The organism is Kitasatospora sp. NPDC004669 (assembly GCF_040609455.1).
Classification (GTDB): Bacteria; Actinomycetota; Actinomycetes; order Streptomycetales; family Streptomycetaceae; genus Kitasatospora.
Genome location: NZ_JBEXKB010000037.1, coordinates 1 through 23,578 on the forward strand (window position 1 = coordinate 1; position 23,578 = coordinate 23,578).

The 23,578-nt window shown below is 71.2% G+C and carries 24 protein-coding genes and 1 riboswitch; of the genes, 17 read left to right on the plus strand and 7 right to left on the minus strand.

Features of this window, described 5'->3' with window-relative positions:
• Positions 1-229, minus strand: a 229-nt coding sequence (locus ABZW30_RS27325) for a MetQ/NlpA family ABC transporter substrate-binding protein (RefSeq protein WP_355673850.1), incomplete at its 3' end; no start/stop codon positions are given.
• A 1-nt stretch (position 230) separates the two neighbouring features.
• On the opposite strand from ABZW30_RS27325, the gene ABZW30_RS27330 reads away from it, so the two are divergent.
• Positions 231-1,169 carry an EamA family transporter gene (locus tag ABZW30_RS27330; RefSeq protein WP_355673851.1) on the plus strand — a complete coding sequence of 313 codons (939 nt, stop codon included), beginning with the start codon at positions 231-233 and terminating at the stop codon, positions 1,167-1,169.
• Between the two features lie 112 nt (positions 1,170-1,281).
• Entirely contained in the window at positions 1,282-2,481 is a 1,200-nt protein-coding gene (locus ABZW30_RS27335; protein WP_355673852.1) for an epoxide hydrolase family protein, read from the plus strand.
• 26 nt (positions 2,482-2,507) lie between these two features.
• Here the strand turns inward: ABZW30_RS27335 and ABZW30_RS27340 are convergent, their stop codons facing one another.
• Both ABZW30_RS27340 and ABZW30_RS27345 read right to left on the minus strand, forming a co-directional pair.
• Positions 2,508-3,425: a hypothetical protein gene (locus ABZW30_RS27340; protein WP_355673853.1), complete on the minus strand. Its 918-nt coding sequence runs from the start codon at positions 3,423-3,425 to the stop codon at positions 2,508-2,510.
• A 125-nt stretch (positions 3,426-3,550) separates the two neighbouring features.
• Positions 3,551-4,099 carry a GNAT family N-acetyltransferase gene (locus ABZW30_RS27345; RefSeq protein ID WP_355673854.1) on the minus strand — a complete coding sequence of 183 codons (549 nt, stop codon included), beginning with the start codon at positions 4,097-4,099 and terminating at the stop codon, positions 3,551-3,553.
• Positions 4,100-4,385: 286 nt separating this feature from the next.
• Here ABZW30_RS27345 and ABZW30_RS27350 point away from each other — a divergent pair, with 286 nt between their 5' ends.
• From ABZW30_RS27350 to ABZW30_RS27385, 8 genes are all read left to right on the plus strand, one after another.
• Positions 4,386-5,012: an HAD family hydrolase gene (locus ABZW30_RS27350; protein WP_355673855.1), complete on the plus strand. Its 627-nt coding sequence runs from the start codon at positions 4,386-4,388 to the stop codon at positions 5,010-5,012.
• Positions 5,013-5,111: 99 nt separating this feature from the next.
• A complete protein-coding gene (locus tag ABZW30_RS27355) occupies positions 5,112-5,513 on the plus strand; it encodes a helix-turn-helix transcriptional regulator (RefSeq protein WP_355673856.1) in 402 nt (133 codons plus the stop codon).
• A 3-nt stretch (positions 5,514-5,516) separates the two neighbouring features.
• The gene (locus ABZW30_RS27360) at positions 5,517-6,296 is read left to right on the plus strand and encodes a transcriptional regulator (protein ID WP_355673857.1); all 780 of its coding nucleotides are present in this window, start codon (positions 5,517-5,519) and stop codon (positions 6,294-6,296) included.
• Between the two features lie 347 nt (positions 6,297-6,643).
• Positions 6,644-6,808, plus strand: coding sequence for a hypothetical protein (locus tag ABZW30_RS27365; protein ID WP_355673858.1), 165 nt, complete (start codon positions 6,644-6,646; stop codon positions 6,806-6,808).
• Between the two features lie 259 nt (positions 6,809-7,067).
• The gene (gene tgmA / locus ABZW30_RS27370) at positions 7,068-7,376 is read left to right on the plus strand and encodes a putative ATP-grasp-modified RiPP (RefSeq protein ID WP_355673859.1); all 309 of its coding nucleotides are present in this window, start codon (positions 7,068-7,070) and stop codon (positions 7,374-7,376) included.
• Positions 7,373-8,347, plus strand: coding sequence for an ATP-grasp ribosomal peptide maturase (gene tgmB / locus ABZW30_RS27375; RefSeq protein WP_355673860.1), 975 nt, complete (start codon positions 7,373-7,375; stop codon positions 8,345-8,347). Before tgmA ends, tgmB begins: the two co-directional genes overlap by 4 nt.
• A complete protein-coding gene (gene tgmC, locus ABZW30_RS27380; protein WP_355673861.1) occupies positions 8,344-9,489 on the plus strand; it encodes an ATP-grasp peptide maturase system methyltransferase in 1,146 nt (381 codons plus the stop codon). Before tgmB ends, tgmC begins: the two co-directional genes overlap by 4 nt.
• A 41-nt stretch (positions 9,490-9,530) precedes the next feature.
• Positions 9,531-9,824, plus strand: a complete 294-nt coding sequence (locus tag ABZW30_RS27385) for a DUF6087 family protein (protein WP_355673862.1) — start codon at positions 9,531-9,533, stop codon at positions 9,822-9,824.
• 140 nt (positions 9,825-9,964) lie between these two features.
• Here the strand turns inward: ABZW30_RS27385 and ABZW30_RS27390 are convergent, their stop codons facing one another.
• From ABZW30_RS27390 to gcvT, 4 genes are all read right to left on the minus strand, one after another.
• Positions 9,965-11,332: an L-serine ammonia-lyase gene (locus ABZW30_RS27390; protein WP_355673863.1), complete on the minus strand. Its 1,368-nt coding sequence runs from the start codon at positions 11,330-11,332 to the stop codon at positions 9,965-9,967.
• A 175-nt stretch (positions 11,333-11,507) separates the two neighbouring features.
• Positions 11,508-12,788 carry a serine hydroxymethyltransferase gene (glyA, locus tag ABZW30_RS27395; protein WP_355673864.1) on the minus strand — a complete coding sequence of 427 codons (1,281 nt, stop codon included), beginning with the start codon at positions 12,786-12,788 and terminating at the stop codon, positions 11,508-11,510.
• Positions 12,789-12,924: 136 nt separating this feature from the next.
• Entirely contained in the window at positions 12,925-13,302 is a 378-nt protein-coding gene (gene gcvH, locus ABZW30_RS27400; protein ID WP_355673865.1) for a glycine cleavage system protein GcvH, read from the minus strand.
• Between the two features lie 196 nt (positions 13,303-13,498).
• The gene (gene gcvT, locus ABZW30_RS27405) at positions 13,499-14,620 is read right to left on the minus strand and encodes a glycine cleavage system aminomethyltransferase GcvT (protein ID WP_355673866.1); all 1,122 of its coding nucleotides are present in this window, start codon (positions 14,618-14,620) and stop codon (positions 13,499-13,501) included.
• Between the two features lie 231 nt (positions 14,621-14,851).
• Positions 14,852-14,956: riboswitch (glycine riboswitch) on the minus strand.
• A 221-nt stretch (positions 14,957-15,177) separates the two neighbouring features.
• Between gcvT and ABZW30_RS27410 the strand changes: the two genes are divergently transcribed.
• The 7 genes from ABZW30_RS27410 to ABZW30_RS27440 all read left to right on the plus strand — a co-directional run bounded on the left by ABZW30_RS27410 (position 15,178) and on the right by ABZW30_RS27440 (position 23,570).
• Positions 15,178-15,963 (plus strand): enhanced serine sensitivity protein SseB C-terminal domain-containing protein, encoded by a 786-nt coding sequence (locus ABZW30_RS27410; protein WP_355673867.1) that lies wholly within the window; start codon positions 15,178-15,180, stop codon positions 15,961-15,963.
• Between the two features lie 129 nt (positions 15,964-16,092).
• Complete coding sequence (locus ABZW30_RS27415) at positions 16,093-17,007, plus strand: enhanced serine sensitivity protein SseB C-terminal domain-containing protein (RefSeq protein ID WP_355673868.1); 915 nt, start codon at positions 16,093-16,095, stop codon at positions 17,005-17,007.
• Positions 17,008-17,471: 464 nt separating this feature from the next.
• Entirely contained in the window at positions 17,472-18,467 is a 996-nt protein-coding gene (locus ABZW30_RS27420) for an ABC transporter permease (RefSeq protein WP_355673869.1), read from the plus strand.
• Between the two features lie 66 nt (positions 18,468-18,533).
• The gene (locus ABZW30_RS27425; protein WP_355673870.1) at positions 18,534-20,303 is read left to right on the plus strand and encodes an ABC transporter substrate-binding protein; all 1,770 of its coding nucleotides are present in this window, start codon (positions 18,534-18,536) and stop codon (positions 20,301-20,303) included.
• A gap of 99 nt (positions 20,304-20,402) precedes the next feature.
• On the plus strand, positions 20,403-21,413 hold the full coding sequence (locus ABZW30_RS27430; protein WP_355673871.1) for an ABC transporter permease: 1,011 nt from the start codon (positions 20,403-20,405) through the stop codon (positions 21,411-21,413).
• Positions 21,410-22,480 (plus strand): ABC transporter ATP-binding protein, encoded by a 1,071-nt coding sequence (locus tag ABZW30_RS27435; protein WP_355673872.1) that lies wholly within the window; start codon positions 21,410-21,412, stop codon positions 22,478-22,480. The genes ABZW30_RS27430 and ABZW30_RS27435 overlap by 4 nt, the downstream gene beginning before the upstream one ends.
• 34 nt (positions 22,481-22,514) lie before the next feature.
• Positions 22,515-23,570 (plus strand): dipeptide ABC transporter ATP-binding protein, encoded by a 1,056-nt coding sequence (locus tag ABZW30_RS27440; RefSeq protein ID WP_355673873.1) that lies wholly within the window; start codon positions 22,515-22,517, stop codon positions 23,568-23,570.
• The last annotated feature ends 8 nt before the right edge of the window (positions 23,571-23,578 follow it).

A 23,578-nucleotide genomic window follows, 5' to 3' on the forward strand; every position in this document is an offset into this window, starting at 1 on the left:
TGGAGCCGTCCGGCAGGTCGGTGATCGCCTTGACCTTCTTGGAGTAGAGGCCCAGCGGCTCCAGGTGCACGGTCTCGACCGAGACGATGTCGGTGGGCCACCGCTCCGCGCCTGATCGGGCGCCCGCTCCGGTGACTTGATCCCCACAGCCCCGTCCAGGGGCTCTGTGGCGTGCGCCCGTTCTCGGAACCAGTCCCTTCGACGGTCTTCGACGACGGAAGTTCACCACTGTGCCGAATCGTTCATCCGCGCCCGCGCGCGCTCGTCTGACCCCCGCCCCCCGCCGCACCCGCCCGATCGACGGGCCGCTGCCGATCCTCGCCACCGCCCTGCTGTGGGGCACCACCGGGACCGCCAGTTCGCTGGCGCCCGCAGGCGCCCCGGCGACCGGGATCGGCTCCGCCGCGCTGGTGCTCGGCGGGCTGCTGCTGTTCCTCACCGACCGCTCCGCCCGGACGCTGGCGCGCTCCTGCGGTGGTCGGGAACGGTGGCTTCTCGCGCTTGGGGCCGTGGCGGTGACGGGGTACCCGCTCACCTTCTACCCGGCGGTGACCCGTACCGGGGTGGCGGTGGCCACCGTGATCGCCCTGGGAAGCGCTCCGGTCTTCACCGGGCTGGTCGTCTGGCTCGCCCGGCAAGGCCGCCCGGGCGGACGCTGGGCCGGGGCCACGGCGCTGGCCGTGCTGGGCTGTGCAGTGCTGGTGCTCGGGCCCGAACTCGCCGGTGGCGGCGCGGCGGTGGACCTCCTCGGGGTGCTGTTGGCGGCGCTCTCGGGGCTCTCGTACGCGGTGTACTCGCTGATCGGCGGCCGGCTGATCGGGGCCGGGCACCCGTCCGGCGGGGTGATGGGCGCGATGTTCGGCGGCGCGGCACTGCTGGTGCTGCCCGTGCTGCTCGCCGGCCCGACCGGCTGGCTGCTCTCGGCGCGCGGGGCGGGCGTCGTCCTGCACCTCGCGGTGATCACCACCTTCCTCGCGTACCGGCTCTTCGGCCACGGCCTGCGCCACACCTCCGCCCAGACCGCCACCACCCTCACCCTCGCCGAACCCGCCGTCGCCGCCGTCCTCGGCGTCGCCGCCCTGGGTGAGCGCCTGCCGGTGGTGTCCTGGTGCGGCCTGGCCGTCCTCGCCGCAGGGCTGGCCTTCCTGGCCCTCCCGGGCCGCCGGTAACCGCCCGCTGTCGCACGGGACGTCGGCCCGGCTGGAGGGGCGGGGCCGACGGCCGGGTGGATGCCGCCGTTCCATGATTTTGACCGTGTTCGGGCGACTACGATGAGCCGACATGACGACGCCGCCCGATGAAGGCATCCACCCGTTCCGCATCGCCGTTCCGGAGAGCGACCTGGAGGACCTGCGCCGGCGCCTCGACCGGACGCGCTGGCCGGACGAGCTGCCGGGGGTCGGCTGGGCCTACGGGATCCCGCGCGACTACCTGATGGAGCTGACGCGGTACTGGCGGCACGAGTACGACTGGCGGGCCGCCGAGGCGCGGCTCAACCAGTGGCCGCAGTTCACCACGACGATCGACGGCGCGAACATCCACTTCCTGCACGTCCGTTCGCCGGAGCCGGACGCGGTGCCGCTGCTGCTGTCGCACGGCTGGCCCGGGTCGATCGTCGAGTTCGCCGAGCTGATCGGGCCGCTCACCGACCCCCGGGCGCACGGGGCGGACGGGGCGCCCGCCTTCCACCTGGTGATCCCGAGCCTGCCCGGCTTCGGCTTCTCCGGCCCGACCCGGGAGACCGGCTGGGAGTACCGGCGGGTGGCGGCGGCCTTCGCCGAACTGATGCGGCGGCTGGGCTACGACTCGTACGGCGTGCAGGGCGGCGACTGGGGTTCGGCGATCTCGCGGGAGCTCGGCCGGGTGCACCCCGACCGGGTGATCGGGGTGCACCTGAACCTGATCCCCGGGGGCGCGGCGGAGAGCGAGCCCACCGAGGAGGAGCTCGCCGGGCTCTCCGCGCCGGAGCGGGTGCGGGCGCTGGCCTCCTGGGAGCGGATGCGTGAGTGGAACCGGGAGCGCAAGGGCTACGCGGACATCCAGACCACCCGGCCGCAGACCCTGGCGTACGGCCTGACCGACTCACCGGTCGGGCAACTGGCCTGGATCGCCGAGAAGTTCAAGGAGTGGACGGACTCCGTGGACCGCCCCGAGGACGCCGTCGGCCGCGACCAGCTGCTCACCAACGTGATGCTCTACTGGCTCACCGGGACGGCCGGCTCCTCGGCCCGGCTCTACTACGAGCGCACCCACGCCGACTACTGGGGCCGGCCGGCCGAGCCGTCGACCGCCCCCACCGCGGTGGCGCTGTTCCCGGCGGAGAACTTCCTGGTCCTGCGGCACATCGCGGAGCGGTCCGACAACATCGTCCGCTGGACGGAGCTGGACCGGGGCGGCCACTTCGCCGCGATGGAGGAGCCGGACCTGCTGACCGCCGACATCAGGGCCTTCTTCGGGCAGCTGCGCGCGGCGGACGCGTAGCGGGACGACCCGGTCCGCGTGCCCGGTCAGCCCGTCGGGCAGCGCCCGGCGAGGCAGAAGGAGCCGACCGCGGAGTGCAGCAGGTCCCCGGACGGGGTGGGCCAGCTCGCTTCGGGGCCGGCCACCAGGACGGCCCAGGCCTGGCCGTCCGGGGCGACCAGGATGTGGTCGACCACCCGGCGCACCCCGTGGCCGGCCAGGTCGTAGGCGTACTCCAACTCGGCGCCGCCGCCGGGGGTCTGCTCCAGGCGGATCCGGTGGTAGCCGGGGAACCTGGCCGGGTTCGAGGCCAGGCTGGCGTCGGTGGCGACGGCCTGGTCGTACGGGGCGCCGCCGCCCATCGAGAACACCTGGATCAGGCTCTCGCCGTCGGGGGAGTCGTAGAACACCGGCGGGCCGTCCGGGCGGCGCCGCCAGCCGTCCGGCACCAGGAGGCCGAAGCCCGCCGGGTCCTGGACGAGGCTCAGCCGCGCCCCGGTCGCTGTCGCGGTCGGCGTCGGTGTCGGCGTGGATGCCGGCGTGAGTGTCGGTGTCGGGGACGGGAAGCCGGTCGTCAGGGTGGGAGAGGGCGCCGTGGTGGCCGTCGGCGCGGCCGTGCCGGTGGCGGCGGTGATCGCCTTGCCGCCGTCGTGCCGGTTCAGCAGGTACCAGCCGCCGCCGCCCGCGAGCACACCGAAGAGCGCCCCGGCGAGCGCCGCCGCCAGCACCCAGCGGCGCGAGCGCCCCGTCGAGGGCGGGGCCTGCGGCCGGGGCGGACGCGGCGGGTTGAACAGCGGCGACGCCAACGGCGGCGGCGCCTGCGGAGGCAGCACGGGCGGCGGCGCGAACGGATTCGTCCCCTGCGGCGCGAGCGGATCCACCGGCGGCGGGGTCTGCGGCGGTACCGCACCCCCCGACGGTCCGTCCACCGGTGGCCGGTACGGCTCCGACGGCTGGAAGGTCATCCGTCTCCCCCCTCTGACGTGAAGCGACCCGCCGCGATTATGGCGTCGCCGACACGTCGTCGGCCAGCGCGAAAAGCGAAAAGCCCCCGGGCGGAGGGAAATCCGCCCGGGGGGCTTCGCCATCTTCAGGGCTGTGGGGATTCAAGGCGCGGTCGGACCATCGCGACGAGCGGCGGTGCCTCAGGGGAGGGCTGGACCTCGTTGACGGCCTTGTATCCCCACGTCTCGTAGAGGGAAACGACCTTGCCGTTCCCGGCGGCAGGATTGACCATAAGGGTGACCTGAGGCTCGGTGCGGTCGGACAGCAGCTCCTCGTGGATGCGCCTGGCCACGCCGGTGCCCCGCCACGGCGCGCGGACCCCGATCTCCTTGAGCGCGAGCGTCGGCAGGGAAGTGACCTCGGCGGCCATGGGGCGGTTCATGCGTGTCCACCAGCGGTCGCCATCTTGGATGGTGTTGCCGTAGGCATATCCGACGGGCTCCCCGTGGTCGTACCCGATGACGGCCTCAAAGCCGGGCTCGCTGCCGTGCCTGTCAAGACGATCCGTGAACGTGTCCAGCGCGTAGTTCGGCAAGTGGAGGAGTGGGGCCCGCACATCTGCGTACACGTCGATTAGCGCCGTACGAGCCTCCTCGGTCAGCTCACGGTAGTGCCGCAGCTCTACGTCGATCACGCTCTGGTCCTCCTGGTGTCGCTGGTGTAGTCCTGCCACGTTCGTACGGCTCTGCTGCGCGCCGCCACCCCGTTCAGGTCCGTTCCGAATCGCCCCGGCATCCCTGCAACACGCGGGTGCTCGGCAAGCCCACCCGGGATGCCCATGGCGGTCGTGACAGCGGGGTCGAGGTCGCCCTGACCGGCCGGCGTCGCGGCCGTCGTACCCCTCATCCGTTGAACCACCACGCCCCCGCTCTCCTCCGGGAGGGCGGGGGCGCTTCGTCATGTCTCCTAAGCTCAACTCCATGCGCTCCGTGGTGTTCGACATCGGCGAGACCCTGACCAGCGACACCCGTTACTGGGGCGACTGGGCCCGGTGGCTCGGCGTTCCCACACACACGATGTCGGCCCTGGTCGGGGCCGTACTTGCTCAGGGCCGTGACAACGCGGACGCGATCCGGATCGTCCGGCCGGGCGTGGACGTGGCCGCGGAGTGGCGGGCGCGGCAGGCTGCCGGCCAGGGCGACGTCCTGGCCGAATCCGACCTCTACCCAGACGTCCGCCCGGCTCTGGCCCGGATCCAGGATGCCGGGCTGTGGGTGGGGATCGCAGGCAACCAGAACGCCATAGTGTCCGAACTGCTGCGCGAGCTCACCCTGCCGGCCGACGCGATCGCCACGTCCGGTGAGTGGGGGGTGTCCAAGCCGAGCAAGGCATTCTTCGAGCGGGTGACGGCGTGGGCGCCCGGCGAGCCTCACGAGATCGTGTACGTCGGCGATCACCCGGCGAACGACATCACGCCAGCCCGGGCGGCAGGCCTGCGAACCGCGCACCTTCGCCGTGGCCCGATCGGCCTCACGACCAACGCGCCGGATGCGGACTGGATCGTGAACTCGCTGACAGAGCTGCCCGCGCTGCTGGTCGACCTGTAGCAGGACCGCCCCGGCGGTCACGCCGCCGGAGCGAATCTGCCCGGCGCCCGCACGGGCGCCGGTACCGTTCCGAGCGCGACCACGGAACGGAGTCACACCATGCCCGGAACGACTGCTGCTGCACTCGGTCAGCGAATCGAAACTGCCCGCCGTGCTGCCGGGTTGTCGCGACGTCAGGCCTGGGGGCTGTCCGGCGTGAGCGTCAGCATGATCCGCAAGGTCGAGGGCGGCGAGCGGCGGCCAAGCGATTCGGTCCTCGACGCGCTGGCCAAGGCGATGGGAACCACCCCGGAGGAGCTGGCCGATGGTCCGCGGCGTACGGACAGCAGGGTGCACCAGGCCATCCCCGAGCTGCAGCGCGTCATCGCCGCCTTCGACCTGCCGGACGACGGCCCTGTGCGGCCGCTGTCCGCGATCGCGGCCGACGTCAATCGGGCTGTCGATGACCGGGTGCAGTCCCAGTACGTGCGCCTCGCCGAGCAGATGCCGCCGCTGCTGTAGGAGTTGTTCCGCGCCGTCGACCAGGCGCACGGCGTTGACCGTGAGCGAGCCGCCCGGCTCCTGGCGCTGGCGATCAGGTCGGCGGACGCAGCGGCGTACAAATTCGACTACCGCGACCTCAGCGCACGCCTGGTCGAGCTGATGCGGTGGGCGGCATCGCTCGCCGCTGACCCAGCGTTGGAGGCTGCCGCTGCATACGTCCGCATGGAGACGTTCTTCGCCACTGGCCAGCTGGGCCCGGGCATGCGGTCGCTGCGGGCCGCCGTCGACCGGGTGCCGGCGCCGACGACGGAGCCGCTTGCCGCGGCTGCTGCTGCCCTGCACATGCGGGCGGCGGTTGCGGCCGGCCGGATGCGACGTCCGGACGAGGCCCGCGGGCACCTGCGGGACGCCGAGGCGCTCGCCTGCCGGGTGCGGGAGCGGCTGTACGACGGCACTGCCGTCGGCCCAGACAGCCTGGAGATTCACCGGCTGGCCGTGGCGGTCGAGCTGGGTGAGCCGGAGGATCTGCGGGAGGCGGTAGACGCGGCTGCCAGGTGGGCGCCTTCCCGGGGTCTGCCCGCCGAGCGCCGGAGCCACTACTACATCGACCTCGGCCGGGCTCAGATGCTTCTGGGACAGCCGCAGCACGCGAAGGAGTCGCTGCTGGTGGCTCGACGGATCGCGCCGCAGCACGTGCGCGAGCACCGGCAGGTGCGGGCGGAGCTGGCCACGATGGTCCGGCTGTCGCGCGGGCGGGACGAGCAGCTACTCCAGTTCGCGCGGTGGGCCAAGGCAGTCTGAAGGGGTGCCACAGGATGTGGCACTTTCGGGGATAGCCGCCGGGGACACTTAGGGCGTGACAGCAACACCGAGCCTGCAGGTTGCCGACCCGGGGTCGATAAGCCCCGTGCGGCTCCACGGGGAGGCGTGCATCAGCTGTGGCTCGCCTGAGCCGCCGATGGTTGCGGCTGGCCACGTCTACACGTCGATCGGCTCCAAGGCCGCGCCGCTCGGCTGGGCCGTGGTGGCCTGCGCTTCCGGATGCCAGACCACCCCGACGGGGGAATAGTGACCGAGCAGCGCGCCATGACTGCGGACACAATCATGGTGGAGTTCCGCCCGTTCGAGGGTCCATCCGACAGCCCCGGGTGACCAGCGAACAGCTGCGCGGCCAGGCCTGCATCCTCAGCACGGACTGCAGCGGGACGCGCCTGGCCTACGTCGGCACCCTCTACACCGACGCCCCTCCCGGAAGCGTGCACTACAGCTGGCCTGCTGTCGCTCACCCGGAGTGCCTGAAGGCCGGCGACTGAGCGTCGTCGGCGGCACGTTGACCGCCCCGGTTGAGTACGGGCAGTGCGTGACGTGCCGGGGATGGGGCTGGGGGCCCTGGGTTGCGGATCTCACCGCCCACATCGCCCTGGTGCGGTACTGCCAGCCGAACCCGCATCAACGCGATCAGGTCGAGCCTGGTCGCCCTTTGTCTCCTCCCGGGCCTGACGACGACACCAGGCCCGGGAGGCCGAGCACCACCAGCACGACCATCAGCACCGACAACATGGAGGTAGCGCGATGTTCAACTACACGGACCGGTTTCCGACCGGGAGCCCGCTCCCGCAGGGGCACATGACCCCGGCCCCGTTCGTCGTGGGGCAGATCGCCCCGTACCCGCCGTTCGAGGGCGGTGGCACCGTCGGCCGGATCGAGCTGGACCCGGCGAGCCAGACCGCGCGGTACTTCGGTCCGGACGGTGTCCCGATGATGATGCCGGGTCACGGCACGTCGTCCGGGACGAACCCGCCGACCGGTACCACCGGCCAGGGTGACACCCAGGGCGGGGACGCCGCGGACAGCGACACGGGGAACGACACCGACCAGTGACGTTCCCTACCGATGGACCGGTCGCGGTCGTCACCAACCTGCAAGACCCGACCGCCGACCTGGTGATCGCCGAACTGCACGACCGGGACGTCCCGGTCGTGCGGTTCGACGCCGGTGACTTCCCCGCCACCCTCTCGTGCACCGCCCGGATCGGCGGCAGCGCACAGGAGTGGGAGGGAAGCGTGCGAACGCCCACCCGGCTCGCCGGGCTGGGTGCGATTCGGTCGCTGTACTACCGGCGGCCGGCCGCCTTCGCCTTCCCCCACCTTGACCCGCAGGACGCCCGGGTCGCCGCTGCTCAGGCCCGCTACGGCCTCGGCGGTGTCCTCGTCTCCCTCCCCCGGTGCCTGTACGTCAACCACCCGAACCGCATCGGTGATGCCGAGTACAAGCCGTCCGGCCTGGCCGCCGCCGCGGCCTGCGGCTTCCAGGTCCCGTCGACGCTGCTCACCAACGAGCCCGACGCGGCCCGCCAGTTCATCAAGGCCCACGGACGGGTGATCCACAAACCCATCAGCATGCCGACGTACCTGGTCGACGGCATCGCCCAGACCGTGCCCGTTACCGAGGTCGCCGCCGAGGAGATCGGCGACTCGGTGGCCGGCACCATGCACCTGTTCCAGCAGCGCATCGACAAAATAGCCGACGTGCGGATCACCGTGATCGGCGACCGAGTGTTCGCCGTTCGGATCGACTGCGACCTGCTGGACTGGCGAGTCGACTACTCCACCCACACCTACACGGCGATCCCCGTCCCGGAGCACGTCGAGCACGCCCTGTTCGCTTACCTGGGGCACTTCGGGCTGGTCTTCGGCGCCTTCGACTTCGCGCTCACCGGCCCGGAGCGCGCCGCGGACAGCTGGGTGTGGATCGAGTGCAACCCCTCCGGGCAATGGGCTTGGATGGAGCCCCCGACCGGGCTGCCGATGACCGCCGCTCTGGCGGACCTTCTCCAGAGAGGAGCAGCATGACCGACACCGCACAGCTCCGGCGGCAGCTCGCCAACGGGATCACCGACCAGGGGCTGACCGAGCCGGCCTGGCGCAAGGCCGTCGAGGACGTGCCGCGCGAGGTGTTCCTCTCCGAAGCAGTGTTCCGCCAGGGCCGGGACCCGCAGGGCCTGACGGTCTACGAGCCGCTGCGCCGCCATCAGGTCCCTGAGGAGGAGTGGCTGGTGATGGCATACAGGAACGAGACGTGGGTGACACAGGTCGGCGGGGTCGACGCCGCCGACGCGACCGGCCCGGTGCACGGGCTGCCGACCTCGTCGTCCACGCTGCCCTCGCTCGTCGTTCGGATGCTGGAGGCCGCCGGCATCGCCGACGGTGACCGGGTCCGTGAGATCGGCACCGGCACCGGCTACTCCACCGCGGTCCTGTGCCACCGCCTCGGCGACGACCTGGTCACTTCGGTCGAGATCGACCGGGCGGCCGGAGCCCGCGCGCGGAAGGCCCTGCATGGCCTCGGCTACACCCCGACCCTGATCGTCGGCGACGGCCTGGACGAGCGGCAACCCGGTACGGACTTCGATCGGATCGTGGCGACCTGCTCGGTACGCAGCATCCCGTACCCGTGGCTCTGGCAGCTCCGACCCGGCGGCACCATCACGACGTGCCTCAGCGGGTGGATGCAAGCGTCCGGGCTGGTGCACCTCACGCTCCAGGATGACGGCACCGCGAGCGGCCGGTTCACCGGCGAGCAGACGGCGTTCATGCTCGCCCGGCCGCACCAGCCGCCGCCGCGCCCGACGTTCACCATGCACGCGGGCGTCGCCCGGCAGACCGGCCTCGACCCGTCGCGGCTGTGGTCCTGGACCGGCCGGTTTCTCGCCCAGCTCGCCGCGCCCTCGGCCGAGCTCCTGGGCGCCGGGGCCCAGGCGATCCTGCTCGACACCGCGACCGGCTCACAGGCCTGGACCGAGCCGGCCAGGGCGGGCTGGACGGTTCACCAGCGCGGGCCGCTGCCGCTCTGGGACGCGGTGGAGCGCACCTTCGAGCGCTGGGAGAAGGCCGGCGCCCCGGAGCAGGACCAGTTCGGTCTGACGGTGAATGGCGACGAACAGCGGGTGTGGATCGGCGCCCCTGGCGGCCCGAGTTGGCTGCTGCCCGTGTAGGCCGCCGCTAGGGTGGGTGACCAGTCGCGGAGGAGGGCCAGGTGGACGAGGACGAACCGCTGGAGACGTGGGCAGCACGCCGGGAGGAACGCCTGCGGCCGGTCGGACGGCTCAAGGCCGCGATCATCGGCCACGAGGACGCCCCATCCCACCTCCACCAGCATCTTCCCCGCCTGGTCTCCCGTTGGGACGGCTACCAGTGGGTGCCGGAGGCCATCGCCGACAACTACGCCGCCGCCCAGCGCATCCTTCACGGCATCGAGGGCGACGGAGTGATCCCCTTGCCTCCAGCCCCGCCACGTAAGAACCGCATCGGCAAGCATCGGAAGCCCTGACACTCCCCGTCTGGATGCCATCGCGGGTGGCCGGGCAGGGCCTACTCGTCATGCTTCCCGCCCCGCAGTGCCCGCTTCCATCGGGTGCTGCGGGGCGGGACCTCCGGAGGTCGGTAGGAGACCCTCATGCTGTGGGAGGCTCAGCACTCGATGACGTTCACGGCGAGGCCGCCGCGCGAGGTCTCCTTGTACTTGATCTTCATGTCGGCGCCGGTCTCCTTCATCGTCTTGATCGCCTTGTCCAGCGAGACGTGGTGCCGCCCGTCGCCGCGCAGGGCCATCCGGGCCGCGGTGACGGCCTTGACCGAGGCCATGCCGTTGCGCTCGATGCAGGGGATCTGGACCAGGCCGCCGACCGGGTCGCAGGTGAGGCCGAGGTTGTGCTCGATGCCGATCTCGGCGGCGTTCTCGACCTGCTCGGGGGTGCCGCCGAGGACCTCGGCGAGGCCGCCCGCGGCCATCGAGCAGGCGGAGCCGACCTCGCCCTGGCAACCGACCTCGGCGCCGGAGATGGAGGCGTTCTCCTTGAAGAGCATGCCGATGGCGCCGGCCGCGAGCAGGAAGCGGACGATGCCCTCCTCATCCGCGCCCGGGATGAAGTTCAGGTAGTAGTGCAGGACGGCCGGGATGATGCCCGCCGCGCCGTTCGTCGGCGCGGTGACCACCCGGCGGCCGGAGGCGTTCTCCTCGTTGACCGCCATCGCGTAGAGGGTCACCCACTCCATCGCGTTGGCCGGGCCGATGCCCTCGGCGCGCAGCGCGCGGGCGCCGGACGCGGCCCGGCGGCGGACCTTCAGGCCGCCCGGCAGGATGCCCTCGCGGGACATACCGGCCCGCACGCACTCCTGCATCACGGACCAGATCTCCAGCAGCCCGGTGCGGATCTCCTCCTCGCTGCGCCAGGCCTTCTCGTTCTCCAGCATCAGGCCGGAGATCGACAGCCCGGTCTCCCGGGTGAGCCGCAGCAGCTCCTCGCCGGTGCGGAAGGGGTAGCGCAGCGCTGTGTCGTCGGGCTTGACCCGGTCCGCGCCGATCGCGTCCTCGTCCACGACGAAGCCGCCGCCGACCGAGTAGTAGGTCTTCTCCAGCAGCGTGGAGCCGTCCGCCGCGTACGCCCAGAGGGTCATGCCGTTGGCGTGGTAGGGCAGCGAGCGGCGCCGGTGCAGGACCAGCTGGCTGTCCGGGTCGAAGTCGATGGGGTGCTCGCCGAGCAGGTTGATCCGCTTCTCGGCGGTGATCCGCTCCACGTCCTTGTCGGCCTGGTCGACGTCGACGGTGCGGGGCGAGTTGTTCTCCAGGCCGAGTAGGACGGCCTTCGGCGTGCCGTGGCCGTGGCCGGTGGCGCCGAGCGAGCCGTACAGCTCGGCGCGCACGGCCGTCACCTGGGGCAGCAGGCCTTCGGACCGCAGCCGGCGGGCGAACATCCGGGCGGCGCGCATCGGGCCGACGGTGTGGGAGCTCGACGGGCCGATGCCGATGGAGAAGAGGTCGAAGACACTGATGGCCACGGGGACGTCCTTGTCTGTCTCGTGGAGGGACTTGCAGGCAGGGCTGACATGGGACGGGGCACCCCGCTCACTGTCCAGTGTGCGGGGTGCCCCGGAGCCCCTGGTACGAATGGGGGGTGAGGCCGGTCACGCTACCGGCGGGTTGCCCGTCGGTAGGTCACCTACTCGCCGGTACCTACGCCTGGCCGCCCAGGGTGGGGTACAGCGGGTACTTGTCGGCCAGCGCGGTGACGCGGGCCTTCAGCGCGGCGGCGACGGTCTCGTCGAAGGCGGGCTTGAGCGCCTCGGCGATGATGTCGGCGACCTCGCGGAAGTCCTCGGCCTGGAAGCCGCGGGTGGCCAGGGCCGGGGTGCCGATGCGCAGGCCCGAGGTGACCATCGGCGGGCGCGGGTCGTTCGGGATGGCGTTGCGGTTGACCGTGATGCCGACCTCGTGCAGGCGGTCCTCGGCCTGCTGGCCGTCGAGCTGGCTGTTGCGCAGGTCGACCAGGACCAGGTGGACGTCGGTGCCGCCGGACAGCACGGTGGCACCGGCCTCGGCGACGTCGTCCTGCAGCAGACGCTCGGCGAGGATGCGGGCGCCATCCAGGGTGCGCTGCTGGCGCTCCTTGAACTCCTCCGAGGCGGCGACCTTGAAGGCGACGGCCTTGCCCGCGATCACGTGCTCCAGCGGGCCGCCCTGCTGGCCGGGGAAGACCGCGGAGTTGATCTTCTTGGCGTACTCGGCCTTGCACAGGATGACGCCGCCGCGCGGGCCGCCCAGGGTCTTGTGGGTGGTGGTGGTGACCACGTCCGCGTAGGGCACCGGGTTCGGGTGCAGGCCGGCGGCCACCAGGCCGGCGAAGTGCGCCATGTCCACCATGAGCAGGGCGCCGACCTCGTCGGCGATCCGGCGGAACTCGGCGAAGTCCAGCTGGCGCGGGTAGGCGGACCAGCCGGCGATGATCAGCTTCGGCTGGTGCTCCTTGGCCAGGCGCTCGACCTCGGCCATGTCGACCTGGCCGGTCTTCTCGTCCACGTGGTACGCGGCCACGTTGTAGAGCTTGCCGGAGAAGTTGATCTTCATGCCGTGGGTCAGGTGACCACCGTGGGCCAGGCTCAGGCCCAGGATGGTGTCGCCCGGCTGGATCAGCGCGAACATCGCGGCGGCGTTGGCCTGCGCGCCGGAGTGCGGCTGGACGTTGGCGTGCTCGGCGCCGAACAGGGCCTTGATGCGGTCGATCGCGATCTGCTCGACGACGTCGACGTGCTCGCAGCCCCCGTAGTAGCGGCGGCCGGGGTAGCCCTCGGCGTACTTGTTGGTGAGCACCGAGCCCTGGGCCTCCATGACCGCCACCGGGGCGAAGTTCTCGGAGGCGATCATCTCCAGGGTGGTCTGCTGGCGGTGCAGCTCGGCGTCGACCGCGGCGGCGATCTCCGGGTCGAGGGCGTGCAGGGACTGGTTGAGAACCGTCATGGTGTGGTCTTCCCGGGAGGAGGATCAGGGGTGCCGTGCGACGCGCGCCCTTGGCAGGGTGGTGGCGGGCGACGGGTGGGCGGAGGGACGGTGGGGGCGGGCCGGTGTGCGCGCGGCCCGCCCGGTGCCGAGCGGGTCAGCCGGCGTGGGTGAGCGCGTCGTACTCGTCGGCGCTGAGCAGCTCGTCCGTGGACTCCACGCGGACCTTGAACAGCCAGCCGCCCTCGAAGGGGGCGCTGTTGACCAGGGCGTTGTCGTCCAGGACGTCCTGGTTGACCTCGGTGACCTCGCCGGTCACCGGGGAGTACAGGTCGCTGACCGACTTGGTGGACTCCAGCTCGCCGCAGGTCTCGCCGGCGGTCACGGTGTCGCCGACCTCGGGCAGCTGCACGTAGACGATGTCACCGAGCGCGTCGGCGGCGTGCTTGGTGATACCGACCGTGGAGACACCGCCCTCGGCGGCCGTCAGCCACTCGTGCTCCTTGGTGTACTGCAGGTGCTGGGGGTTGCTCATGGCGTCATTCTCCAGGATGGGAAGCGGGTACGGCGAAGCGGGCCGCCGCGCGGACGGCTTTCGACGTGCGGGTATGGGATAACGGGGGGCCTTGAACCGGCCTCGACACGGCCTGGAAGGCCTCGTCCGGACGGCCTCAGCGGGCGCGCTGGTGGATCAGCGGGCGCGCCGGTGGATCAGCGGGCGCGCCGGTGGATCAGCGGGCGCGCTTGTAGAACGGCAGCGCCACGACCTGGACCGGCTCGTGCTTGCCGCGCACGTCCACCGCGACGGTGGTGCCGGGGGCCGCGTGGGCCGCGTCCACGTAGGCCATCGCGATCGGCTGGCCCAGGGTCGGGGACGGCGCGCCCGAGGTGATCCGGCCGATCGGGGTGCCCTCGGTGGAGACCACGGTGTACTCGGCGCGCGGCACCCGCTTGCCCTCGGAGACCAAGCCGACCAGCACCTTCGGCGGGTTGGTCTCGGCCGCGGCGGCGGCCTGCTCCAGCGCCTTGCGGCCGACGAAGGCGCCCTCGTTGGTGGTCTTGTCGAAGCGGACGACCCGGCCCAGGCCCGCGTCGAACGGGGTGAGGTCGGTGGACAGCTCGTGCCCGTACAGCGGCATGCCCGCCTCCAGGCGCAGGGTGTCGCGGCAGGACAGGCCGCACGGGACCAGGCCGTGGCCCTCGCCGGCGACGGTCAGCGCCTGCCAGATCGCCTCGGCGTCGACCGGGTGGCAGAAGATCTCGAAGCCGTCCTCGCCGGTGTAGCCGGTGCGGGCCAGCAGCACCTCGCGGCCGGCCACCTGGGCCGGGAGGACGGCGTAGTACTTCAGGCCGGGCAGGTCGGCCTCGGTGGTCCTGGCCAGGATCTCCGTGGACTCCGGACCCTGGACGGCGATCAGCGCGTAGGTGTCGCGGTCGTCGGTGACGACGGCGTCGAAGCCCTTGGCGCGGGCGATCAGTTCGTCCAGGACCAGCTGGGCGTTGGAGGCGTTGGCGACGACCAGGAAGGCGTCCGCGCGCAGGCGGTAGACGATCAGGTCGTCCAGGATGCCGCCGTCCTCGGCGCAGATCATGGTGTAGCGGGCGCGCAGCTCACCGAGCGCGGAGACGAAGCCGACCAGCGCGTGGTCCAGCATCTCGCCGGCCTGCGGGCCGGTGACGGTGATCTCGCCCATGTGCGAGAGGTCGAACAGACCGGCCTTGGTGCGGACCGCGAGGTGCTCCTCGCGCTCGCTGCCGTAACGCAGCGGCATGTCCCAGCCGGCGAAGTCGGTCATGGTCGCGCCGAGGGCGCGGTGCAGCGCGTCGAGCGCGGTCAGGCGGAGGGACGACATGGCCAGGAACTCCTCGGTCGGGGCACTCAGGGGTGCACGCGCCGGAACCGGACCCGCTCGGGGACCGACCCTGCGCGCGGGCATGCGGCGGCGTGGGTCTCCCCATCTGTCGTCGAACCTGAGAGCTTCACCGCTCACCTGCCCGCAGCTGTTTCCAGCTTGGAGGACAGCATGGCGGCTTGCACCGTGGGTGGGCGCGCGACAGGGCCGCGCGCCGCTTTCCAGATGTGCCTAACCCGCGCGGTAGGGGGGCCTGAGAGATTCCGGGGAGGACTTGCTCCTTCGGCGCCGGCTGTACCGCCTGAGCGGCACTCCGGGCTCTCCCGCGCGGGTTCGAGCGGCCGGTGTGGAGTTGTGGGGGCCCGCGGCGCATGCCGACGGACGCGCACATCATGGCACGTCCGCGCGGAGGAGGGGAGGGGGGACCCGGTCACGCGGCACGGGGCGGACCCGGTCACACGACATAGAGGCGAACACGAGCCCTAAACTCTTCCGCGTCGGCACAGCAGTGGGCAGCCGACCGGCAGAGGGCGGTTCAGGCGCGCATGGAGTACCCGGTGGGGCAGCAGCAGGGATGGGGCGGGCCGGAGTCGGCGCCGTCGGGCGGTGCCTGGCCGGCCAACGAGCTGGAGCAGGTGCTGACGGCCGCGCTGGGCGACCCGGGCGCGACGCCGCGGGTGATCGAGGTGCTGGCCCGCAGTCAGGTGTGGATCCCGCTGCCGGCCGGGGGAGACCCGGCCGGGCAGGCGCTGGACCTGCCGACCATCGAGCTGGCCGGCGACCCGTACGTGCCGGTGTTCTCCTCGCAGGAGCTGTTCCTCCAGCAGGCGCCGGGGATGGCATTCGCGATCGCGCCCGCCTGGGAGTTCGCCCGCGGACTGCCGTTGGGCGTGGGCATCGCGGTCAACCCCGAGGCGGCGGTGGGCATCCCGGTGCCGCCGCAGGGCGTGGCCGAGCTGCGCCGCGGGCCGCGTGACGACCGTTGGGAGCAGCACCCGCAGGCGCCGACCGGCGGCCGGGTGGCGCTGCGCGAGCCGGTACCGGGCGAGGACCCGGAGCACTTCCTGGCCGCCTGTCGGGCGGAACTGTCGGCCTTGCCCGGGGTGTTGACCGCGCGCCGGGCGCTGGCCAGCATCGAGGGCGAACCGACCGTGATGTTCGTGGGCGTCCAGCTGGACCCGGCCGCCCCGGCCGACCCGGGCGCGGTGAACGAGGCGCTCGGCCGGGCGCTGGGAACCGCGCCGCTGCCCGGCGGCGTCCACCTGGTACTTCTCGACCTCGCTGAGGACCCGGTGGTCGAGTGGCTGCTCACCCGGGTACTGCCTTTCTACACGCGGGTGTGAGTGGGGTCCGCTGACAGGCACGTCCAACAGGCACGTCGCCGTGGCGGCGGCCGGTGCCGCGCCATAGGGTGCGTGCAGACGGCCGACGGGCCGGCTGGTTCGAGGAAAGAGGCGCGGCGAGGTGGGCGCATGAGTGCGGGAGCGGGAACGGGCGGTGTGCCGGGGCCCTGGGGCCAGGCGCCGGCCGGGCGCCCGGCGGCGGATCCGGGCGCGTTGGAGCGCGCCCTGCGCGAGGTCGCGCCGGAGCGCTTCGACGCGTACGAGCGGCTGCTGCACGCGCTGGCCGACGGTCAGGTCTGGATGCTGCTCTGGCACGGCACGCCGGGCAGTCCGGACGCGCAGTACGGGAACATGGAGATCAGCGGCCACGGCTACGCGCCGGCCGTGACCTCGCCCGAGCAGCTGACGGCCTCCGGCTGGGCCCGCGCCCACGAGGTCATCTCCGGACGGGAGATCGCCGCCTCGCTGTACCGCACCCGCTGGGGCCTGTGGCTCAACCCGCACGCCCCCGGCGGCGGGGTCGGCGTGCCCTGGGCGGACCTGCGGCGGATCGCCGCGGGCCTGGACCGGCTGCCGGCCGGTCCGTTGAAGCTGAGTGAGCCGCAGGTGAACGCCCAGCAGTTCTTCGCGCTGCTGGAGCGGCAGGCCGGTGAGGTGCGTGCGGTCCGGGCGCTGCGCCGTGCCTGGGTGCAGCCGGCGGTGGGGGAGCCGTACCTGGCGATCGGGCTGGACCTGTACGAGAGTTCGCCGCCGGCCGTGGAGGCGGTGCGGGCGCTGATGCAGCGGGCGATCGCGGTGGCCCCGGAGGGGCTCGCGGTGTCCACGGTGGCGATGGCGGACGAGTACGACCCGGTGGCGCTGTGGATGCGCGCCAACGCGCGGCCGTTCTTCGACCGCGAGGCGGGCCGCCCGCCGACCGGTCCGTACCCGTCGGTGGCGGCGCCCGGCTACCACTCGCAGGCCGGGTACTACGGCACCCAGCCGCCCGCGCCGGGCTGGGGTCAGCAGCCGCCGCAGGCGTGGCCCGGATACCCGGGCCGCTGATCTCAAAACCCTTTCTTGCCAAAGCCTTTACCAAGAAGCCGACTTGATTCTCCGTCAGGTCGGCTTCGGTGCTTTCCGGACGAATTTCCCATTCCGGAGTCCGGACATCTTGGCATGGCTGTTACAGCCGTGTGAAGAGGGATATGCCGAGGACCGGAGAGGTGCATGTACGCAGATCACAGTTGGGCATCTGTCGGTTGTCAGGGCTGGCGCAAGGCTGTTCGCATGTCGGAGAGTTCTGCGCAACGCACCGCGCGTACTGGAAGCCCCACGAAGGTGAACGCGCACGCCGACCGCTCGATCCATGCGACGCCCATCCCGCGTGGTGGCAGTACCTGTGCACGCCCGTACTGCCGCGAACACCCGCTCCTCCTAAGCACCTCCGCACGTCCGCAGCCGCACCGCCGAAGCCGGCGCCCGGCACCCGTGGGCCGGCCACCGTCGGCGAGGGGACCCAACTGACCATGACCGCATCCGTGACAACCGCCGGGAACGAACCGGAGGCACCGGCCTCCCCGACCCCGGCCAAGACGATCGAGGGCCGTTCCCTCGGTCGGATCGCCTGGACCCGCTTCAAGCGGGACAAGGCCGCCGTCGCCGGCGGCGTCGTGGTGATCCTGCTGATCCTGCTCGCCGTGCTGGCCAAGCCGATCGAGGCGATGTTCGGGCTCGACCCCGACGCGCTCCACCAGGATCCGGACATCCTGGACGCCAACCTCGGCGGTCTGCCGATCGGGGACTGGGGCGGGATGAGCGGGGACCACCCACTCGGTGTCGACCCCCTGCAGGGCCGTGACCTGCTCTCCCGGGTCATCGAGGGCTCCTGGGTCTCCCTGCTGGTCGCCTTCGGCGCGACCCTGCTGTCCAACACCATCGGCACCGTGCTCGGCGTGATGGCCGGCTACTACGGCGGCTGGGTGGACACCCTGATCAGCCGGGTGATGGACATCTTCCTGGCCTTCCCGCTGCTGCTGTTCGCCATCGCGATCTCCGCCTCGCTCCAGGGCGGCGCGTTCGGCCTGCACGGCCTCCCGCTGCACATCATGGTGCTGATCTTCGTGATCGGCTTCTTCAACTGGCCCTACATGGGCCGGATCGTGCGCGGACAGACGCTGTCGCTGCGCGAGCGGGAGTTCGTCCACGCGGCCCGCAGTCTGGGCGCCCGCGGCCCGTTCATCCTGTTCAAGGAACTGCTGCCCAACCTGGTCGGTCCGATCCTGGTCTACTCGACCCTGCTGATCCCGACCAACATCCTCTTCGAGGCCGGGCTCAGCTTCCTCGGCGTCGGAATCCAGCCCCCGCAGGCCTCCTGGGGCGGGATGCTCAACGACGCGATCAGGTACTACCAGGTCGACCCCCAGTACATGGTGGTCCCCGGTATGGCGATCTTCCTGACCGTGCTCGCCTTCAACCTGCTCGGCGACGGGCTCCGTGATGCCCTCGATCCCAAGAGCAACTGACCCTGATCGACTGACCCTGCGTCAGGACCCTTCCTCCTCCACATCCTCAAGGGGTTGATCTCACCCATGCGTAGGTCCCGTACCGTCGCGCTGACCGCCGCGGCCGCAGCAGCGGTCCTGGTCGTCACCGGCTGCTCCTCCAGCTCGAAGAGCAGCGACACGTCCTCCTCGGCCTCCGGCTCCACGGCCGGCGGCGCGGACGCGGCCACCAAGAGCATCGTCAACGCCTCGGACAAGAAGGGCGGGACGGTCACCTACGAGATGAAGGGCACCCCCGACTCCCTCGACCCGGGGAACACGTACTACGCGTACATCTACAACTTCTCGCGCCTGTACGGGCGTCCGCTGACCACCTTCAACCCGGCCCCGGGCGAGGACGGCAACAAGCTCGTCCCAGACCTCGCCGAGTCCATGGGCCAGCCCAGTGCGGACGGTCTGACCTGGACGTACAAGCTGCGCGCGGGCCTGAAGTACGACGACGGCACCCCGATCACCTCCAAGGACGTCAAGTACGCCGTCGAGCGCTCCAACTTCGCGCCGGACGTGAACTCCAACGGCCCGACGTACTTCCACGACCTGCTGGTCGACAACCCGACGCCGTACCAGGGTCCGTACAAGGACAAGACCGGCGACCTGAAGTCGATCGAGACTCCGGACGACCTCACCATCGTCTTCCACCTCCAGCACCCCTTCGCGGACTTCGACTACCTGGTCAGCGCCCCGCAGACCGTGCCGGTCCCGCAGGCCAAGGACACCGGCGCCGACTACGTCAAGCACATCGTGGCCTCGGGTGCCTACAAGTTCGAGTCCTACGAGGATGGCAAGCAGGCCGTCCTGGTGCCGAACACCAACTGGGACAAGAGCACCGACCCGATCCGCAAGCAGCTCGCGGACAAGATCGTGCTCAAGATGAACATCGACCAGGCCACCATCGACAAGGACCTGCTGGCCGGCAACGCCCAGGTCGACCTGGTGGGCGGCGGCGTCGACCCGCAGACCCAGGCGCAGATCCTTCGCGACCCGAAGCTCAAGGCCAAGACCGACAACGCCTACGGCGGCCGCCTGGTCTACATGGCGATCAACACCCAGGTCGCGCCGTTCGACAACCTGGACTGCCGCAAGGCCGTCCAGTTCGCGATCGACAAGGTCTCGGTGCAGACCGCCGAGGGCGGCCCGATCCGCGGCCAGATCGCCAACACCGTCCTGCCGCCCGACATCCCGGGCCACCAGGACTTCAACCTGTACGAGACCAAGGACAACAAGGGTGACGAGGCCAAGGCCAAGGACGCCCTGAAGGCCTGCGGCAAGGACGGCGGCTTCAGCACGGTGCTGACCGCCCGCACCGAGCGCGCCACCGAGATCGCCGCGGCGACCTCGATCCAGGCCGCGCTGAAGAAGGTCGGCATCAACGCCGAGATCCAGCAGTTCCCGCAGGGCAAGTACCTGACCGACAGCGCCGGTGCCCCGCAGTTCACCAAGGACCACAACATCGGCCTGATGATGATGCAGTGGGGCGCCGACTGGCCGACCGGCTACGGCTTCCTGCAGCAGATCGTCGACGGTCGCGCGATCAAGCCCTCCGGCAACAGCAACCTCGCCTCGCTGAACGACCCCGAGGTCAACAAGCTGATCGACGACGCCGCGGTCAACCCGGACAAGGCGGCCCGCGAGAAGATCTACGCCCAGATCGACAAGAAGGTCATGGAGCAGGCCGTCTACGTCCCGCTGACCGACTTCAAGGTCTTCCTGTACCGCCCGGACAGCGCCACCAACCTGGCGTCCAACCCGGCCTGGTCGGGTGAGTACGACTACCTGAACATCGGCACCACCAAGTAAGAGCCTGGCTCCGCAATCCCTGAAGGCAGGTGAAGGCAGCGGCGCCCGCCGCCGTCCGGAAGACCCCGGACGGCGGCGGGCCGCCGGAGCCGCCCAACTGTGTTTGCCTACATCATCCGCAGGATCTTCGCGGCCGTAGTGCTGCTACTGGTGGTCAGCGCGGTCACCTTCGCGATCTTCTTCCTGCTCCCGCGCATCGCCGGCGAGACAGCCGACCAGCTGGCCGCGCAGTACATCGGGAAGAACCCGTCGCCCGAGGCGATCGCGGCGGTCAAGCAGAACCTCGGCTTCGACCAACCGCTGTACACCCAGTACTGGAACTTCCTGAAGGGCCTGGTCGGCGGCGCCGAGTACAAGTTCGGCCCCGACCCGGTCACCTGCCACGTACCGTGCTTCGGCTACTCCTTCAAGAACCACCTTGAGGTCTGGCCCGAGCTCACCAAGCGGGTCCCGGTCACCATCTCGCTCGCCATCGGCGCGGCCGTGATCTGGCTGGTCTCCGGTGTCGCCACCGGCGTCGTCTCGGCCCTCAAACCGCGGTCGATCTTCGACCGGCTCTCCATGGGCATCGCGCTGGCCGGCGTCTCCCTGCCGGTGTTCTTCACCGGCGCCCTGCTGCTCACGCTGTTCAGCTACGAGTGGCCGATCCTGGACAACCTGGAGTACGTCGACTTCACCGCCGACCCGCTGATGTGGGCCCGCAACCTGATGCTGCCGTGGATCTCGCTGGCCTTCCTCTACTCCGCGCTCTACGCCCGGCTCACCCGCGCCGGGATGCTGGAGACGATGAGCGAGGACTACATCCGCACCGCCCGGGCCAAGGGCCTGGTCGAGCGCAAGGTGGTCGTCAGGCACGGGCTGCGCTCCGCGCTCACCCCCATCGTCACCATCTTCGGCATGGACCTCGGTCTGCTGCTCGGCGGTGCGCTGATCACCGAACAGGTCTTCTCGCTCCAGGGCGTCGGCCAGTTCGCCGTCCAGGCGATCTCCGACAACGACCTGCCCAAGATCCTCGGCGTCACCCTGCTCGCCGCCTTCTTCGTCGTCGCCTGCAACCTCGTGGTCGACCTCCTGTACGCCCTCGTCGACCCCCGCGTGAGGCTCTCGTGACCGAGCTCCAGAAGACCACGGAACCCGCCGCACAGACCCCGTCCGGCGACCCGTTCCTCTCCGTCCGCGACCTGCGGATCCACTTCGACACCGACGACGGCCTGGTCCGCTCGGTGGACGGGGTCAGCTTCGACCTGCACAAGGGCCGCACCCTGGGCATCGTCGGCGAGTCCGGCTCCGGGAAGTCCGTCACCTCGCTGGGCATCATGGGCCTGCACCGCTCCAAGCGGGCCCGGATCAGCGGCGAGATCCGCCTCAACGGCGAGGACCTGATCGCGGCCGGCCCGGAGCGGGTGCGCCAACTGCGCGGCCGCGAACTGGCGATGATCTTCCAGGACCCGCTGACCGCGATGCACCCCTACTACACGGTCGGGGCGCAGATCGTCGAGGCGTACCGGGTGCACCACCCGCAGGCCACCAAGAAGCAGGCCCGGGCCCGCGCGATCGAGATGCTCGACCGGGTCGGCATCCCGCAGCCGGACCGCCGGGTGGACGACTACCCGCACCAGTTCTCCGGCGGCATGCGCCAGCGCGCGATGATCGCCATGGCCCTGGTCAACGACCCCTCGCTGCTGATCGCCGACGAGCCCACCACCGCCCTGGACGTCACCGTCCAGGCGCAGATCCTGGACCTCATCCGTGACCTCCAGGAGGAGTTCGGCTCCGCCGTCATCATCATCACCCACGACCTCGGGGTGGTCGCCGAGCTCGCCGACGACATCCTGGTCATGTACGGCGGCAAGTGCATCGAGCGCGGCCCCGCCGAGACCCTCTTCGACGCGCCCGAACACCCCTACACCTGGGGCCTGTTGGGATCGATGCCGCGCCTGGACCGGGAGCTGCAGGAGCGGCTCGTCCCGGTCAAGGGCACCCCGCCGAGCCTGATCAACGTGCCCTCGGGCTGCGCCTTCCACCCGCGCTGCCCGTACGCCGCCCTGACCGGCGGGCGCTCCACGAGCGAGCTCCCGGTGCTGACCGAGGCCGCGCCCGGCCACTACGCGGCCTGCCACCTGCCGGCCGACGAGCGGCACCGCATCTTCGCCGAAGAGATCGCGCCCCGGCTGTGAGCCCGGCCTCGTACCACCTTTCTGGAGAGAACCGATGACGGACACTCAGGCGACTGAGGCGGCGGCGATCCCGTCTCCCGCGCCCGCCTCCGACCGCGAGCCGCTGCTGAAGGTGACCGGCCTGACCCGGCACTTCCCGATCCGCGGCGGACTGCTGCGGCGCCAGACCGGCGCGGTGCGGGCCGTCGACGGCATCGACTTCACGGTCAACGCCGGTGAGACGCTGGGCGTCGTCGGCGAGTCCGGCTGCGGCAAGTCGACCATGGGGCGGTTGGTCACCCGGCTCGACGAACCCACCGGCGGGACGATCGAGTTCGAGGGCACCGACATCACCCACCTGGGCGTCGGCGCGATGCGGCCGATGCGCCGCGACATCCAGATGATCTTCCAGGACCCGTACTCCTCGCTGAACCCGCGGCACACTGTCGGCACCATCGTCAGCGCGCCGTTCAAGCTCCAGGGCGTGCAGCCCGAGGGCGGGGTCAAGAAGGCCGTCCAGGACCTGCTGGAGCTCTGCGGGCTCAGCCCCGAGCACTACAACCGCTACCCGCACGAGTTCTCCGGCGGCCAGCGCCAGCGCATCGGCATCGCCCGGGCGCTCGCGCTCAAGCCGAAGATGATCATCGCGGACGAGCCGGTCTCGGCGCTGGACGTGTCGATCCAGGCGCAGGTGGTCAACCTGCTGGACGACCTGCAGCAGGAGCTCGGCCTGACCTATCTGATCATCGCGCACGACCTCTCGGTGGTCCGGCACGTCTCGGACCGGGTGGCGGTGATGTACCTCGGCAAGATCGTCGAGATCGCCGACCGGGACTCGCTCTACCGCAGCCCGATGCACCCGTACACCAACGCCCTGATGTCGGCGGTTCCGGTGCCGGACCCGCGCCGGCGCCAGCGGGCCGGGCGTGAGCGGATCCTGCTCAAGGGCGACGTGCCCTCGCCGATCAACCCGCCCAGCGGCTGCCGGTTCCGGACCCGCTGCTGGAAGGCGCAGGAGGTGTGCGCCACCCAGGAGCCGACGCTGACGGCGCTGAAGACCGGGCACCAGGTGGCGTGCCACTTCCCCGAGCAGGGCGAGGGGAACGATTAGGCACAGCC

Coding starts and splice junctions, on each gene's coding strand:
- ABZW30_RS27335 (WP_355673852.1), top strand. CDS start 1,282: ATGACGACGCCGCCCGATGAAGGCATCCACCCGTTCCGCATCGCCGTT.
- ABZW30_RS27340 (WP_355673853.1), bottom strand. CDS start 3,425: ATGACCTTCCAGCCGTCGGAGCCGTACCGGCCACCGGTGGACGGACCG.
- ABZW30_RS27350 (WP_355673855.1), top strand. CDS start 4,386: ATGCGCTCCGTGGTGTTCGACATCGGCGAGACCCTGACCAGCGACACC.
- ABZW30_RS27355 (WP_355673856.1), top strand. CDS start 5,112: ATGCCCGGAACGACTGCTGCTGCACTCGGTCAGCGAATCGAAACTGCC.
- tgmA (WP_355673859.1), top strand. CDS start 7,068: ATGTTCAACTACACGGACCGGTTTCCGACCGGGAGCCCGCTCCCGCAG.
- tgmC (WP_355673861.1), top strand. CDS start 8,344: ATGACCGACACCGCACAGCTCCGGCGGCAGCTCGCCAACGGGATCACC.
- glyA (WP_355673864.1), bottom strand. CDS start 12,788: ATGACGGTTCTCAACCAGTCCCTGCACGCCCTCGACCCGGAGATCGCC.
- gcvH (WP_355673865.1), bottom strand. CDS start 13,302: ATGAGCAACCCCCAGCACCTGCAGTACACCAAGGAGCACGAGTGGCTG.
- gcvT (WP_355673866.1), bottom strand. CDS start 14,620: ATGTCGTCCCTCCGCCTGACCGCGCTCGACGCGCTGCACCGCGCCCTC.
- ABZW30_RS27415 (WP_355673868.1), top strand. CDS start 16,093: ATGAGTGCGGGAGCGGGAACGGGCGGTGTGCCGGGGCCCTGGGGCCAG.
- ABZW30_RS27420 (WP_355673869.1), top strand. CDS start 17,472: ATGACCGCATCCGTGACAACCGCCGGGAACGAACCGGAGGCACCGGCC.
- ABZW30_RS27425 (WP_355673870.1), top strand. CDS start 18,534: ATGCGTAGGTCCCGTACCGTCGCGCTGACCGCCGCGGCCGCAGCAGCG.
- ABZW30_RS27440 (WP_355673873.1), top strand. CDS start 22,515: ATGACGGACACTCAGGCGACTGAGGCGGCGGCGATCCCGTCTCCCGCG.